13 protein-coding genes and 1 tRNA gene are annotated in these 15,250 nt (G+C 71.9%); 10 read left to right on the forward strand and 4 right to left on the reverse strand.

Features of this window, described 5'->3' with window-relative positions:
* Positions 1-19: 19 nt before the first annotated feature.
* Complete coding sequence (locus tag AC3EUV_RS02085; protein WP_432140617.1) at positions 20-2,461, reverse strand: Tex family protein; 2,442 nt, start codon at positions 2,459-2,461, stop codon at positions 20-22.
* A gap of 241 nt (positions 2,462-2,702) precedes the next feature.
* Positions 2,703-3,572, reverse strand: a complete 870-nt coding sequence (locus AC3EUV_RS02090) for an SCO6745 family protein (RefSeq protein WP_435601979.1) — start codon at positions 3,570-3,572, stop codon at positions 2,703-2,705.
* Positions 3,573-3,717: 145 nt separating this feature from the next.
* On the opposite strand from AC3EUV_RS02090, the gene AC3EUV_RS02095 reads away from it, so the two are divergent.
* Complete coding sequence (locus tag AC3EUV_RS02095; RefSeq protein WP_435601980.1) at positions 3,718-4,689, forward strand: GlxA family transcriptional regulator; 972 nt, start codon at positions 3,718-3,720, stop codon at positions 4,687-4,689.
* Positions 4,690-4,787: 98 nt separating this feature from the next.
* Positions 4,788-5,432 (forward strand): DJ-1/PfpI family protein, encoded by a 645-nt coding sequence (locus AC3EUV_RS02100; protein ID WP_435601981.1) that lies wholly within the window; start codon positions 4,788-4,790, stop codon positions 5,430-5,432.
* 32 nt (positions 5,433-5,464) lie between these two features.
* On the opposite strand, the gene AC3EUV_RS02105 is transcribed toward AC3EUV_RS02100, so the two are convergent.
* The gene (locus AC3EUV_RS02105) at positions 5,465-6,235 is read right to left on the reverse strand and encodes an enoyl-CoA hydratase/isomerase family protein (RefSeq protein ID WP_435601982.1); all 771 of its coding nucleotides are present in this window, start codon (positions 6,233-6,235) and stop codon (positions 5,465-5,467) included.
* Between the two features lie 54 nt (positions 6,236-6,289).
* Here AC3EUV_RS02105 and AC3EUV_RS02110 point away from each other — a divergent pair, with 54 nt between their 5' ends.
* The 3 genes from AC3EUV_RS02110 to AC3EUV_RS02120 all read left to right on the forward strand — a co-directional run bounded on the left by AC3EUV_RS02110 (position 6,290) and on the right by AC3EUV_RS02120 (position 8,831).
* Positions 6,290-7,933, forward strand: a complete 1,644-nt coding sequence (locus AC3EUV_RS02110) for an ABC-F family ATP-binding cassette domain-containing protein (protein ID WP_432140622.1) — start codon at positions 6,290-6,292, stop codon at positions 7,931-7,933.
* Positions 7,934-8,019: 86 nt separating this feature from the next.
* Positions 8,020-8,093: transfer RNA gene (locus AC3EUV_RS02115), tRNA-Met, on the forward strand.
* Positions 8,094-8,321: 228 nt separating this feature from the next.
* Positions 8,322-8,831: an ATP-binding protein gene (locus AC3EUV_RS02120; protein WP_432140623.1), complete on the forward strand. Its 510-nt coding sequence runs from the start codon at positions 8,322-8,324 to the stop codon at positions 8,829-8,831.
* On the opposite strand, the gene idi is transcribed toward AC3EUV_RS02120, so the two are convergent.
* Positions 8,806-9,417: an isopentenyl-diphosphate Delta-isomerase gene (gene idi, locus AC3EUV_RS02125; RefSeq protein ID WP_432140624.1), complete on the reverse strand. Its 612-nt coding sequence runs from the start codon at positions 9,415-9,417 to the stop codon at positions 8,806-8,808. The genes AC3EUV_RS02120 and idi overlap by 26 nt on opposite strands.
* 545 nt (positions 9,418-9,962) lie before the next feature.
* On the opposite strand from idi, the gene AC3EUV_RS02130 reads away from it, so the two are divergent.
* The 5 genes from AC3EUV_RS02130 to AC3EUV_RS02150 are packed head-to-tail and all read left to right on the forward strand — an operon-like array spanning position 9,963 to position 15,201.
* Positions 9,963-11,774, forward strand: a complete 1,812-nt coding sequence (locus AC3EUV_RS02130; protein ID WP_435602052.1) for a DUF5941 domain-containing protein — start codon at positions 9,963-9,965, stop codon at positions 11,772-11,774.
* Complete coding sequence (locus AC3EUV_RS02135) at positions 11,771-12,508, forward strand: phosphocholine cytidylyltransferase family protein (protein WP_085922553.1); 738 nt, start codon at positions 11,771-11,773, stop codon at positions 12,506-12,508. Before AC3EUV_RS02130 ends, AC3EUV_RS02135 begins: the two co-directional genes overlap by 4 nt.
* The gene (locus AC3EUV_RS02140; RefSeq protein WP_432140625.1) at positions 12,496-13,557 is read left to right on the forward strand and encodes an iron-containing alcohol dehydrogenase family protein; all 1,062 of its coding nucleotides are present in this window, start codon (positions 12,496-12,498) and stop codon (positions 13,555-13,557) included. The genes AC3EUV_RS02135 and AC3EUV_RS02140 overlap by 13 nt, the downstream gene beginning before the upstream one ends.
* Positions 13,535-14,314: a CDP-alcohol phosphatidyltransferase family protein gene (locus AC3EUV_RS02145; RefSeq protein WP_435601983.1), complete on the forward strand. Its 780-nt coding sequence runs from the start codon at positions 13,535-13,537 to the stop codon at positions 14,312-14,314. The genes AC3EUV_RS02140 and AC3EUV_RS02145 overlap by 23 nt, the downstream gene beginning before the upstream one ends.
* Positions 14,315-14,328: 14 nt before the next feature.
* Positions 14,329-15,201 carry a glycosyltransferase family 2 protein gene (locus AC3EUV_RS02150; protein ID WP_432140627.1) on the forward strand — a complete coding sequence of 291 codons (873 nt, stop codon included), beginning with the start codon at positions 14,329-14,331 and terminating at the stop codon, positions 15,199-15,201.
* The last annotated feature ends 49 nt before the right edge of the window (positions 15,202-15,250 follow it).

The raw sequence follows: 15,250 nt of genomic DNA on the forward strand, positions 1-15,250 counted from the left end.
CGGACACCGTGCGGCTGCCTCAGCGGCCGCCGCGGTCCTTGCCCAGGAGCCCGGCCCGCCGCAGGGCGTCCGCCATCGCGTCGTTGGCCGGTCCGGCGTCGCGGCCGCCCCGGCGGTCCCCGCCGCGCGGTCCGCCGCCGCCCTGCCGCTGCCGCGGCGCACCGCCCCGGCCGCCCTCGCGCGCTCCGCCGCCGTTGCCGCCCCGGCGCTCGCCACCACCGCGCCGCTCGCCGCCGCCCGCCGAAGCGCCCTTGCCATGCTCGTCGTCCAGCCGCAGCGTCAGCGAGATCCGCTTACGCGGAATGTCGACATCGAGCACCTTCACCCGCACGATGTCGCCCGGCTTCACCACGTCCCGCGGGTCCTTGACGAAGCTCTTCGACATCGCCGAGACATGCACCAGACCGTCCTGGTGGACGCCCACGTCCACGAACGCCCCGAAGGCGGCGACATTGGTCACCACGCCCTCCAGGAGCATCCCCGGCGCCAGATCGCCGATCTTCTCCACGCCTTCCTTGAAGGTCGCGGTCTTGAAGACCGGGCGCGGGTCACGGCCCGGCTTCTCCAGCTCCTGGAGGATGTCGCTCACCGTCGGCAGTCCGAAGGAGTCATCGACGAAGTCCGCGGCCTTCAGGGAGCGCAGCACCGCCGTGTTGCCGATCAGCGAACCGACCGCGGTATCCGCCGACTTCACCATCCGGCGCACCACCGGGTACGCCTCGGGGTGCACGCTGGAGGCGTCCAGCGGGTCATCGCCGCCCCGGATCCGCAGGAAGCCCGCGCACTGCTCGTACGCCTTCGGGCCGAGCCGCGACACGTCCTTGAGGGCCTTGCGGGAGCGGAACGGGCCGTTGCTGTCCCGGTGGGCCACGATGTTCTCGGCGAGGCCGGAGCCGATGCCCGAGACCCGCGAAAGCAGCGGCGCGGACGCGGTGTTGACGTCCACCCCGACCCCGTTCACACAGTCCTCGACCACCGCGTCCAGCGAACGCGACAGCTTCACCTCGGACAGGTCGTGCTGGTACTGGCCCACGCCGATCGACTTCGGGTCGATCTTGACCAGCTCGGCCAGCGGGTCCTGGAGCCGGCGGGCGATGGACACCGCGCCCCGCAGCGACACATCCAGCTCGGGCAGTTCCTGCGAGGCGAACGCGGAGGCGGAGTACACCGAGGCACCGGCCTCGGACACCATCACCTTCGTCAGCTTCAGCTCCGGCTGGGCGGCGATCAGATCGGCCGCCAGCTTGTCGGTCTCGCGGGACGCGGTGCCGTTGCCGATCGCGATCAGCTCGACGTCGTGCTCACGGGCCAGTTTCGCCAGCGTGGCCAGTGAGGCGTCCCACTTCTGCTGCGGCACATGGGGGTAGATGGTCTCCGTGGCGGCCACCTTGCCGGTCGCGTCCACCACGGCGACCTTCACGCCCGTACGGAAACCGGGGTCCAGGCCCATCGTGGCGCGCGTACCGGCGGGCGCCGCCAGCAGCAGATCGCGCAGATTCGACGCGAAGACCCGGACCGCCTCGTCCTCGGCGGCCTGCCGCAGCCGCAGCCGCAGATCGATCCCGAGGTGCACCTGGACCCGGGTGCGCCAGGCCCAGCGGACGGTGTCCTGAAGCCACTTGTCGCCCGGCCGGCCCCGGTCGGTGATCCCGAAACGGTGCGCGATGGACTGCTCGTAGGCGCTCGGCCCCTCGGTGGCCGCCGACGGGTCCTCCGGCTCCAGGTTGAGATCGAGGATCTCCTCCTTCTCGCCGCGGAACATCGCCAGCACCCGGTGCGAGGGCAGCTCGGTGAACGGCTCGGCGAAGTCGAAGTAGTCGGCGAACTTCGCGCCGGCCTCCTCCTTGCCCTCGCGTACCTTCGCCGCCACCCGCCCGCGCGACCACATCCGTTCGCGCAGCTCACCGATGAGATCCGCGTCCTCGCCGAACCGCTCGGTCAGGATGGCCCGCGCGCCCTCCAGGGCGGCGGCCGGATCGGCGACACCCTTGCCGTCGTCCACGAACGCCGCGGCCGCCGCGGCCGGTTCCACCGACGGATCGCTCAGCAGCCCGTCGGCGAGCGGCTCCAGGCCCGCCTCCCGCGCGATCTGTGCCTTGGTGCGGCGCTTGGGCTTGAACGGGAGGTAGATGTCCTCCAGCCGTGCCTTGGAGTCGGCGCCGCGGATCTGCGCCTCCAGGGCGGCGTCCAGCTTGCCCTGGGACCGTACGGACTCCAGGATCGCGGTCCGCCGCTCCTCCAGCTCCCGCAGATAGCGCAGCCGTTCCTCGAGCGAGCGCAGCTGCGCATCGTCGAGCATCTCGGTGGCTTCCTTGCGGTAGCGCGCGATGAACGGGACGGTCGAGCCGCCGTCGAGCAGTTCGACCGCGGCCTTCACCTGCCGCTCCTTGACGCCGAGCTCCCCGGCGATCCTCGCTTCGATGGACCCGAGGGCCCCGATGGGCTCAGTGGATGCCGTCACGTTGATCCAGACCCGCCTTCCAGCGCTTGCTTGAGCCTGCATTGTGCCGGGTGGCGGGCCGGACTGTCGCGCCGCCCAGCCGCCGGGGTGTCCGTGACGTCACCTTCGTCCGCCGGAATCCGTATGGGATGTGCTGACACCCCCGGTGCCGGGGTGCGCGAAGACCTCGCACACCCCGGCGACCGCGGGGCACCGCTCCTGAGGGTGCGTTACACACCGGAACGGGCCGATATGCTCCGGATCACTTGCCGAACAGCACCGCGGGGAAGGCCCCGGCGTTCATGGCGGTGGTGGTGAAGCAGGTCGCCAGCTCGGTGAGCCGGGCCACGCCCTCGGCGCCCAGGTGCTCGTACGGGGCCCGGTCCAGCCGGTCGGTGGTCCGCTCCAGCTCCTTGCGCAGCAGGATTCCGGCCTCGGTCAGCTCGTCCCCGCCGTCCAGGAGACCCCGCGACCGCAGCCGCTCCTGCGCGGCCTGCCAGTCCTCTTCCGTCCAGCCACGGGTCGCCATGATGCCCCGGTGGCTCATGCCGCGACCGGTGGCGGTGTGGGTGACCAGCGCTTCCAGGCCGTCGAGTTCGGCGTCCAGCAGCGCTATCAGGTGGCCGTCGCCGCGGTGTTCGCGCAGCAGCGTCGCGGCGTGCCAGTAGGCCAGGTGCGGGGCCTCGGGCACCGGGAGATCGGCGTGCGCGGCGTACAGCGGCCGGGCGCGGCGGGCGCAGGCCCCGGCGGCGTGCAGCGCCAGCTTCGCCGCCTCCGCCATCTCCGGCGACTCGACGGCCTCGGTGCCGAGCAGCCGGCGCAGCGTGGCGTCCGCGGCGCGCAGCCGCGCGTCGAGCACCTGCTGCGGCGTGGTGACGGACCAGATGTGCGGGACGTGCTGGGCGATGAGCTCGTGCTTGAAGTTGTAGAAGGTGGCCGTGATCGTGCCGGGGCCCACGGCACCCATGGCCGCGCCACGACAGGCGAAGTAGGCGGCGCTGCGGTTGTCGAGGCCGAGCTTCGCCATCTCCTCGGACAGCTCCGGCGCGAAGTAGTGCGTGGAGTGGAACGGGTTGATGACGTTGTGGCAGGTGCGGCCGGCCTTCTCGGGCAGTGCACTGGAAGAGGTCATACGGGCAGGGTACCGACCCGTCGGTATGGGCCGGTTCCAGGGGCCCGGCCGACGGTCGTCCGGACACCGCAGCCGCCCGGCGATGGCAGGAAAGGTGGGAATTTCGTCATTGCCGCCATCGCCGCCGCTGCCCAGGATGGTCGGTATGGAACAGCGCGATGTGCTCGTCGTTCTCTTCGACGGTGTGCAGGCCCTCGACGTCTGCGGACCGCTGGACGTCTTCAACGGTGCCGCCCAGGGAGTCCCGGGTGCCTACCGGATCCGCTCCGCCAGTCTTGACGGCGCCCCGGTCCGCACCACCAGCGGGCTGACGCTCGTCCCCGACCTCACCCTCGCCGCCGCCGAGACCCCGCACACCCTGCTGGTCCCCGGCGGCCAGGGCACCCGTACCCCCGACCCGCGGCTGATCGACTGGCTGCGCGCGCACGCTCCCCGCGCCCGGCGGAAGGTCTCGGTGTGCAGCGGAGCCCTGCTGCTGGCCGAGGCCGGGCTGCTGGACGGCCGCCGGGCGACGACCCACTGGATGCTCTGCGGCACGCTCGCCGAGCGTTTCCCCGCGGTGCGGGTCGAACCCGAGCCGATCTATGTACGGGACGGCGACCTGGCCACCTCCGCGGGCGTGACGGCCGGGATCGACCTCGCGCTGGCCCTGGTGGAGGAGGATCTCGGCCGCGACCTCGCGCTGACCATCGCCCGGCATCTGGTCGTCTTCCTGCGGCGTCCGGGCAACCAGACCCAGTTCAGCGCCCAGCTCGCGGCCCAGACCGCGCAGCGCCGGCCGCTGCGTGACGTCCAGCAGTGGATCACCGAGAACCCGGAGGCGGACCTCTCCGTCGACGCCCTCGCCGCCCGCGCGCGGCTCTCCCCGCGGCACTTCGCGCGGGCCTTCCGCGAAGAGACCGGCATGACACCGGGCCGCTATGTCGACCGGGTGCGGCTGGAGGCCGCCCGGCGGTGCCTGGAGGACACCGCCGACGGCATCGGGCAGGTGGCGCGCCGCTGCGGCTACGGCACCCCCGAGGCGATGCGCCGCGCCTTCCTCCGCGTCCTGGGCGCCTCCCCGGCCGAATACCGCCGCCGCTTCCAGCCGGCCGGACCGCCCGTACCCACCGCCTGAAACCCACCGGCCGCCACGAACCCACCGGCCACCACGAACCCACCGCGCCGGCACGAACTCCCCACGCCGGCACCATCCACCGACGACAGGAACCGAAGATGCAGCTCGCGATCCTTCTCTACGACCACTTCACCACGCTGGACGCCGTCGGCCCCTACGAAACCCTCAGCCGGCTGCCGGACACGGAGGCGGTGTTCGTCGGCGAGCGCACCGGCCCGTACCGCAACGACCTCGGATCGCTCGCACTGGTCGCCGACGCCACGCTGGACGAGGTCACCGCGCCGGACCTCCTCGTCGTGCCCGGCGGCCCGGGACAGCTGGCCCACATGACCGACGGCCCGCTGCACGAGTGGATCCGCGCCGTGGACGCCCACACAACTTGGACCACCTCGGTGTGCACCGGCTCGCTGATCCTCGGCGCCGCCGGTCTGCTCCGGGGGCGCCGGGTGACTTCCCACTGGCTGGCCCTGGACCAGCTGCCCGGTTTTGGGGCCGAGCCGACGGGGGAGCGGGTGGTCTTCGACGGCAAGTACGTCACGGCGGCCGGGGTCTCGTCCGGGATCGACATGGGGCTGGCGCTGGCCGGCCGGATCGCCGGGGACACCGCGGCGCAGACGATCCAGCTCGGCATCGAGTACGACCCTCAGCCGCCCTATGACGCGGGCTCCCCGGACAAGGCCCCGGCCGAGGTCACCGCGGCGATGCGGGGGCTCAGCCGGTTCGTGCTGACCGGCGAGAAGTAGGGGCGGGCCCGGCCGTCCCCTGACCCGCGGCCTCAGCCCGTGGGCCAATTGAAGCGCGGCGCCCGGCGCTCCAGGAAGGCGGCGGCACCCTCCGCGGTGTCGCCGCTCGCGCGCGCCTGCGCGGCCCAGTACGCGCCGCGTTCCCGGGCCTCGGCGGGCGGTACGTCCCAGGTCCCGTTGGCCAGCTCCTTCGCCGCGGTCTGGGTCAGCAGCGACCGGCTCGCGAGGACGGCCGAGAACTCCGCCACCCGCTTGCCCAGCTCACCCTCGGCCAGCACCTCGTCCACCAGGCCGGTACGCAGCGCCCGCGCACAGTCGATCAACTCCCCGGAGAACAACAGGTACTTGGCGGCGGAGAGCCCGACCAGCCGGACCAGCCGCCGGGTGGCGGACGCCGGATAGGCCACCCCGAGCCTGGCCGGCGTCACCCCGAACAGCGCGCCCTCCTCCGCGAACCGCAGATCACACGCGGCCGCCAACTGCGCGCCGCCCCCCACGCAGTAGCCGCGTATCGCCGCCAGCGTCGGCCCGGGAAACGCCGCCAGCGCCTCCTCGGCCGCCACCGCCAGGCCCTGCGACTCACCCGCCCCGTCCCGCAGCGTGCCGATGTCCGCCCCCGCGCAGAACGTGCCGCCCTCGCCGGTCAGCACCAGCGACCGGACGGCACGATCGCCCGCCAGCCGCTCCAGCAACGGCGGCAGCTCCCGCCACATCGGCACCGTCATCGCATTCCGCTTGCCGGTGTTGCTGATGGTGACGGTCGCGGTGCCGTCGCTGATATGCGTCTTCAGGCCGGATTCCATGTCCCGGATATTAGAGCGCCGGCCGGTTCCCGGCCCGATACGATCGGCGGCCTGATGTCAGCAACTCTCGTCGCCAAAGACCTCGCCGCCGGCCACGGCGAGCGCGTCCTGTTCTCCGGTCTCGATCTGGTCGTCGCCCCCGGGGATGTGATCGGCCTCGTCGGTGCCAACGGGGCGGGCAAGTCCACGCTGCTGCGCCTGCTGGCCGGCCTGGACACCCCGGAGGAGGGCTCGCTCGCGCTCGGCCCGCCCACCGCCACCGTCGGCCATCTCCCCCAGGAGCCCGACCGCCGTCCGGGAGAGACCGTACGGGCCTTCCTCGCCCGCCGCACCGGCGTCGCCGGCGCCCAGCTCGCGCTGGACACCGCCACCCAGGCGCTGGTCGAGGAACGCCCCGGCGCGGACGACGCCTACGCCACCGCGCTGGAGCGCTGGCTGGCACTGGGCGCCGCCGACCTCGACGAGCGCGCCGAGGAGATCGCCGGCCGGCTCGGCCTGACCATCGGCCTCGACCAGCCGATGACCACGCTCTCCGGCGGCCAGGCCGCCCGTGCCTCGCTCGCCTCCCTGCTGCTCTCCCGCTACGACATCTTCCTGCTCGACGAGCCGACCAACGACCTCGACCTGGACGGCCTCGGACAGCTGGAGGACTTCGTCACCGGCCTGCGCGCCGGCACCGTCCTGGTCAGCCACGACCGCGAGTTCCTGACCCGTACGGTCAACCGCGTCGTCGAACTCGACCTGGCCCAGCAGCAGGTCAACACCTACGGCGGCGGCTACACCTCCTACCTGGAGGAGCGCGAGCGGGCCCGGCGCCATGCACGCGAGCAGTACGACGAGTACGCCGACACCAAGGCCGCCCTGGAGACCCGCGCACACACCCAGCGCAACTGGATGGAGAAGGGCGTCAGGAACGCCCGCCGCAAGGCCACCGACAACGACAAGATCGCCCGCAAGGGCCGGGTCGAGGCCACCGAGAAGCAGGCCGCCAAGGCCAAGCAGACCCAGCGCCTGATCGAGCGGCTCGATGTCGTCGAGGAGCCGCGCAAGGAGTGGGAGCTGCGGATGGAGATCGCCGCCGCACCCCGGGCCGGCGCGGTCGTGGCCACCCTGCGCGGTGCCGGGGTCCGGCGCGGCGACTTCCGCCTCGGCCCGGTGGACCTCCAGATCGACTGGGCGGACCGGGTCGCCATCACGGGCCCCAACGGCTCCGGCAAGTCCACGCTGCTCGCCGCCCTCCTCGGCCGGCTCCCCCTGGACGCCGGGCAGGCGTCGCTCGGCCCCGGCGTGGTGGTCGGCGAGGTCGACCAGGCGCGCGGGCTGTTCTTCGGCGACGATCCGCTGATGGACGCCTTCCGGGCCTCCGTACCGGATCTGTCGCCCGCCGATGTGCGCACCCTGCTCGCGAAGTTCGGGCTGAAAGCGGCACATGTGCTGCGCCCGGCGCGCACCCTCTCGCCGGGGGAGCGGACCCGGGCCGCGCTGGCCCTCCTCCAGGGCCGCGGGGTCAACCTCCTCGTACTGGACGAGCCGACCAACCATCTCGACCTGCCGGCCATCGAACAGCTGGAGTCCGCGCTCGCCTCCTACCCGGGCACCCTGCTGCTGGTCACGCACGACCGCCGGATGCTCGAAGCGGTGCACACCACCCGCCGTATCCAGGTCGACGGCGGACGGATCACCGACCGGGCGGTGTGAGGACCCCGGGAGCGGCGGCCCGCGGCACCCGTGGTGATTATCGATTTGGTCCTGAGGCCGCCGACCCGTACTGTGGTGTTCACCGACGCGGGGTGGAGCAGCTCGGTAGCTCGCTGGGCTCATAACCCAGAGGTCGCAGGTTCAAATCCTGTCCCCGCTACTGATGACAGAACAGCAGGTCCGGTGCTCAGGCACCGGGCCTGCTGTTCTTCGTGATCCAGGGCGGTGATCCAGGGCGCGGCGGTCCGGGAACGCCGCGCAAAGGGAACAGGTCCGGTCCCCGGGCCGGGCCAACCACTCGGAATCGGCCATAAGCCGTCGATAGATGCTGACTTGTGGTCAGCAGGCCGGTCCGGACCAATGCATTCCCAACACTCTTCCTGTGAGGATGCCTTCCGGACCCCCCGCAGAACCCCCCGAAGAGCTGACCTCCCCGCTCGCGTACGAAGGTGTCTGGCGGTTCACCGCCCCGGCACTGGAGACCTCGGTGCCGCAGGCCCGGCACGCGGTCCGGGATCTGCTCGCCGAACAGTGTGTACCCGTCGCCGCCGCGATCATGGACGGCCTGCTGCTCATCGTCTCCGAACTCGTCACCAACGCCGTCCGGCACGCTGCCCTGCTCTCGCCCCAGATCGCCGTACAGGTCACCCTCGGGGCGAACTGGCTACGGGTCGCGGTCGAGGACGATCACCCCTACCGCCCCAAGGCACTGGAGGCGGATCAGGGTGATCTCGGCGGCCGCGGACTGTGGCTGGTCAAGACGCTCACCGCGGAGGTGGGCGGCAAATGCGGTGTGGAGCACACCAGGAACGGCGGCAAGGCCATCTGGGCCGAGCTTCCGCTCACCCCACCCGCTACCAGCCCGCCGCCGGCTACCAGCCCGCCGCTCCTCCTGTGAGCTCGCGCACCGCCGGCCGCGCCGCGTCCAGCACGGTCATGAACCACGCGGAGAACGGCGCCTCCGCATGCCGCTCGGCCAGCTCCTCCGGCGTCACGAACGCGATCTCGCCGATCTCCTCGGGGTCGGGCGCCGGCTCGGCCCGCACCAGCCCGACGAACAGGTGGTTGTACTCCTGCTCCACGAGGCCGGAGTCCGGGTCGGGATGGTTGTAACGGACCGTGCCCGCCTCGGCCAGCAGGGAGGGCGCCAGGCCCAGCTCCTCCGCGGTCCGGCGGGCGGCGGCCGCGAACGGCGCCTCGCCCGGGTAGGGATGCCCGCAGCAGGTGTTGGACCACACACCGGGGGAGTGGTACTTCCCCAGCGCCCGGCGCTGAAGCAGCAGCCGGCCCTTCTCGTCGAAGAGGAAGACCGAGAAGGCCCGGTGCAGCTGCCCGGGGGGCTGGTGGGCGGCGAGCTTCTCCGCGGTGCCGATCGTCGTACCGTCCTCGTCGACCAGCTCCAGCATGATCGGTTCGGCGGTGCCGCCCGGTGTGCTCACCGCCGGGTCCGCGGCGGTCTGTCCGTTGGCAGGTGTGATCGGCATGCCCATCCTTGTCGTCGGTCTTCGACGCCAAGTCTGCCCTAGCCGGGTCCGCATCACCGGCACAGCGGGTGCGCGGCGCAACAAGCCCGCGCACCGGTCACCCGGCGCGCCTGCCGTGAGATGGTCCACACCCGCCGTGGGCCGCGCGGCTCCCGGCGCGGTGGACACCGGGCGGCGGCCGTGGCGGCACCGGCGGACGGCGCGCGCCCCGGACCTGGGATGGCACTCACCACACCGGCCCCGGCACAACCCGCCCGCCCCGTGACCAGCCCTCTCATAACCGGCACCGGATCGGGTCCCGGGCTCCCGGCCAGTTGTTCATGCGCCGCCCGATCCACCATGATGATCGCGGCAGGCGCAGCCGTCGGTCACTCGATCGTGCGGTGAATGCGTGGTGAACGGCCGCATCCGGCGATCCGATAGCCTCTGCCGACGTGCCACCGGTCCTCCCAGGGGCGAGGTGTGCCACGCCCGCTGCCCGGGTAGTTCGTATCGAATGCGGACCGACCGGCGCTGCCTTGTCAGCATCCAAGGAGTGAGTTCGTCTGTCGACCGCCATCCTCACCGGTCCGCCGGTCGCCGGGTCGCCGCTCGAAGCCGACCTGCGCACGCTGGGCTTTGACGTCCATACGGCGAACGATCCCACGGCCGCCGCCGAGCTGATCAACGCGGTGCCTGCGGGCGAGCGGGTCGCCGTCGTCGACCCCCGCTTCGTCGGCCATCTGCACGCCCTGCGGCTCGCGCTGACCGACCCCCGCTTCCCGGCCGCGGCCGTGCCCGGCGCGCTCACCGCGCAGCCCGCGGCCCGTGCCGCGCTGACCCGCGCGGTCGGCAGGATCCCGGTCGGCGCCGGCACCGCCCACCTCACGGACGTCCTCACCGACACCCTCACCGAGTCCCTCGACCGCGACGAGACCGGTCTGCACCGCGTCGAGCTGGGCAGCCTGGTCGCCACCGTCGCACTCACCCCGGCGCAGCGCGAGGGCGCCCGGGAGGCCGTCGCCGCCGTCGACGACGAGGCCGTCCGGCTGCGTACCGCCGTGAAGTCCCGCGACGGGTTCTTCACCACGTACGCCATCAGCCCGTACTCCCGCTACCTCGCCCGCTGGTGCGCGCGGCGCGGGCTCACCCCCAACCAGGTCACCACCGCCTCGCTGCTCACCGCGCTGATCGCGGCCGGCTGCGCGGCCACCGGAACCCGCGGCGGCTTCGTCGCCGCCGGCTTCCTGCTGCTGTTCTCCTTCGTCCTGGACTGCACCGACGGGCAGCTCGCCCGCTACTCCCTCCAGTACTCGACGATGGGCGCCTGGCTGGACGCCACCTTCGACCGGGCCAAGGAGTACGCGTACTACGCGGGTCTCGCCCTCGGGGCGGCCCGGGGCGGGGGCCATGACGATGTATGGGCGCTGGCGCTCGGCGCGATGGTCCTGATGACCTGCCGCCATGTCGTCGACTTCTCCTTCAACGAGGCGAACCACGACGCCACGGCCAACACCAGCCCCACCGCCGCCCTCTCCGGCAAGCTCGACAGCGTCGGCTGGACGGTCTGGGTGCGCCGGATGATCGTGCTGCCGATCGGCGAACGCTGGGCCATGATCGCCGTGCTCACCGCGCTGACCACCCCGCGCATCGTCTTCTACGCCCTGCTCATCGGCTGTGCGCTGGCCGCCTGCTACACCACGGCCGGCCGGGTGCTGCGCTCGCTGACCCGCCGGGCCCGGCGCACCGACCGCGCCGCCCAGGCGCTCGCCGACCTCGCCGACTCCGGGCCGGTCGCCGAGCTGATCGCCCGCAGTTCCCGGGGCCGCGGCCGGACCGGTTCCTTCCTGGCCCCCGTCATGGCATTTCTCTCAGCCGCCGTGCTGCTGGTCTGGGTGATCTTCCAGGACGACCCCGCTTCCTGGCTCACCGTCGGCGTCGCCGCCTGCTCCGCGCTGCTGGCCGGTGCGGCGGTGTCCCGGCCGCTCAAGGGCGCTCTCGACTGGCTCGTGCCGCCCTTCTTCCGGGCCGGTGAGTACGTCGCGATCTTGGTGCTGGCCGCCCGCGCGGACGTCCCCGGAGCGCTGCCCGCGGCGTTCGGGCTGGTCGCGGCGGTCGCCTACCATCACTACGACACGGTCTACCGCATCCGTGGTGGCACCGGAGCCCCGCCGCGGTGGCTGGTCCGGGCGACCGGCGGACATGAGGGACGGATCCTCGTGATCACCGTCCTCGCCGCCGCGCTGTCCCCCTCAGGTTTCACAATCGCGCTGACGGCCCTTGCTGTGGCCCTGGCGCTGCTGGTGCTCATCGAGAGCATCCGCTTCTGGGTGTCCTCCCAAGCACCCGCCGTACACGATGAAGGAGAACCCGCATGATCGGCCTCGTGCTGGCTGCCGGCGCCGGACGGCGTCTGCGCCCCTACACCGACACCCTGCCCAAGGCTCTGGTGCCGGTCGACGGGGACACGACCATCCTCGACCTGACCCTCGGCAACTTCGCCGAGATCGGCCTGACCGAGGTCGCGATCATCGTCGGCTACCGCAAGGAAGCCGTCTACGAGCGCAAGGAGGCCCTGGAGCAGAAGTACGGCCTCAAGCTCACCCTCATCGACAACGACAAGGCCGAGGAGTGGAACAACGCCTACTCCCTGTGGTGCGGCCGTGACTCCATCAAGCACACGGTGATCCTCGCCAACGGCGACACCGTGCACCCGGTCTCCGTCGAGAAGACCCTGCTCGCCGCCCGCGGCAACGGCCAGAAGATCATCCTCGCCCTCGACACGGTCAAGCAGCTGGCCGACGAGGAGATGAAGGTCATCGTGGACCCCGCCAAGGGCGTCCAGAAGATCACCAAGCTGATGGACCCGGCTGAGGCGACCGGCGAGTACATCGGTGTCACCCTCATCGAGGGCGAGGCCGCCGAGGAGCTGGCCGACGCCCTGAAGACCACCTTCGAGCGGGACCCCGACCTCTACTACGAGGACGGCTACCAGGAGCTCGTCAACCGCGGCTTCAAGGTGGACGTGGCCCCGATCGGCGACGTCAAGTGGGTCGAGATCGACAACCACGACGACCTGGCGAAGGGCCGTGACATCGCATGCCAGTACTGACCCGCCTCATCCCGTCCCCGGTCGTCGTTGACATCAACGCCGGCGCCCTGGACGACCTGGCGGGCCTGCTGGCCGATCAGCGCATCTCCGCGTCCGGCAAGCTCGCCATCGCGATCAGCGGCGGCTCGGGGGCACGGCTGCGCGAGCGGCTGTCCCCCGCGCTGCCGGGCGCCGAGTGGTACGAGGTCGGCGGCGGCACCCTGGACGACGCGATCAAGCTTGCCGACGCCATGAAGAAGGGGCACTACGACGCGGTCGTGGGCCTGGGCGGCGGCAAGATCATCGACTGTGCCAAGTTCGCCGCGGCGCGCATCGGTCTGCCGCTGGTCGCCGTCGCGACGAACCTGTCGCACGACGGTCTGTGCTCCCCGGTCGCCACGCTGGACAACGACGCGGGCCGCGGCTCCTACGGTGTGCCGAACCCGATCGCCGTCGTGATCGACCTCGACATCATCCGCGAGGCCCCGGTCCGGTTCGTCCGCTCCGGCATCGGCGACGCGATCTCCAACATCTCCGCGGTCGCGGACTGGGAGCTCTCGCACCGCGAGACCGGTGAGAACATCGACGGACTGGCGGCCGCCATGGCGCGCCAGGCCGGCGAGGCCGTGCTGCGCCACCCCGGTGGCGTCGGCGACGACAACTTCCTCCAGGTGCTGGCCGAGGGCCTGGTCCTCACCGGTATCTCGATGTCGGTGGCCGGCGACAGCCGCCCGGCGTCCGGCGCCTGCCACGAGATCAACCACGCCCTGGACATCCTCTACCCCAAGCGCGCGGCGAGCCATGGCGAGCAGTGCGGCCTCGGCGCCGCCTTCGCCACGCATCTGCGCGGGGACAAGGAGACCCGGGACCTGATGGTCGAGGTGCTGCGCCGGCACGGTCTGCCGGTCACACCCGGCGAGATCGGCTTCACCGACGAGGAGTTCGTCCAGGCCGTCGCGTACGCGCCCAAGACCCGCCCCGGGCGCTACACCATCCTTGAGCACCTCGACCTGTCCGCCGACCAGATCAGGGACGCATACGCCGACTATGCAGAAGCCGTCAGTAGCTGAACTCCGCCCGGTCGTGCACCCCGAGGGTGTCAAGGACCGGCGCAGCGGTGAGCACTGGGGCGGTCGCCTCTATATGCGCGAGATCTCCTTGCGCATCGACCGTCACCTGGTGAACACGAAGGTCACGCCCAACCAGCTGACCTACCTGATGACCGTTTTCGGCGTCCTCGCCGCCCCGGCACTGCTGGTGCCGGGGATCGCGGGCGCCGTGCTCGGTGTGCTGATGGTCCAGCTGTACCTGCTGCTCGACTGTGTCGACGGCGAGGTCGCCCGCTGGAAGAAGCAGTTCTCGCTGGGCGGGGTGTACCTGGACCGGGTCGGCGCCTACCTGTGCGATGCCGCGGTCCTGGTCGGCTTCGGCCTGCGCGCCGCCGACCTGTGGGGCTCCGGCCGGATCGACTGGCTGTGGGCCTTCCTCGGCACGCTCGCCGCCCTCGGCGCGATCCTGATCAAGGCCGAGACCGACCTGGTCGGCGTCGCCCGGCACCAGGGCGGGCTGCCGCCGGTCAAGGAGTCGGCGTCCGAGCCGCGGTCCTCCGGCATGGCGCTGGCCCGTAAGGCGGCCGGGGCGCTGAAGTTCCACCGGCTCATCCTCGGTATCGAGGCGTCGCTGCTGATCCTGGTCCTGGCGGTCCTGGATCAGATCCGGGGCGACCTGTTCTTCTCCCGCCTCGGCGTCGCCGTGCTCGCCGGCATCGCGCTGCTCCAGACGCTGCTTCACCTCGTGTCCATCCTCGCCTCCAGCAGGCTCAAGTGACGGGGGCGTCCCGAATGCGGATCGGTGCGGTTGTCCTGACGATGGGCAACCGCCCCGAGGAGCTGCGCGCGCTGCTGGACTCGGTCGCCAAGCAGCACGGCGACCCGATCGAGACCGTCGTCGTGGGCAACGGTTCGCCGTTGCCCGAGCTCCCCGAGGGCGTACGGACCGTCGAGCTGCCGGAGAACGTCGGTATCCCGGCCGGCCGCAATGTCGGCATCGAGGCCTTCGGCCCCGGCGGCAGCGACGTGGATCTGCTGCTCTTCCTCGACGACGACGGGCTCCTGGCCAGGGAGGACACCGCCGAACTGTGCCGCGAGGCATTCGCCGCCGACCCGGAGCTCGGCATCATCAGCTTCCGGATCGCCGACCCGGACACCGGTGAGACCCAGCGCCGGCACGTGCCGCGACTGCGCGCCTCGGACCCGATGCGGTCGTCGCGGGTGACCACCTTCCTCGGTGGCGCGAACGCGGTCCGGACGCACGTCTTTGAGGAGGTCGGGGGGTTGCCCGACGACTTCTTCTACGCGCACGAGGAGACCGATCTGGCCTGGCGGGCGCTGGACGCGGGCTGGCAGATCGACTACCGGTCGGACATGGTCCTCTTCCACCCGACGACGGCACCGGCCCGGCACGCGGTCTACCACCGGATGGTGGCCCGTAACCGTGTGTGGCTGGCCCGCCGCAATCTCCCCGCGCTGCTGGTCCCGGTCTATCTCGGTGTCTGGTTCCTGCTCACCCTCGCCCGGCGGCCGTCGCGACCGGCGCTGCGGGCGTGGCTGGGCGGCTTCAAGGAGGGCTGCGTCACGCCGTGCGGTCCCAGGCGCCCCATGAAGTGGGCTACCGTTTGGCGATTGACCCGACTGGGCCGCCCTCCCGTCATCTGACAAGCTCGTATCTGAGAGCATCAGGCGCGAGCCGGGGCGTGGCCCCGGC

The organism is Streptomyces sp. bgisy130 (assembly GCF_057708345.1).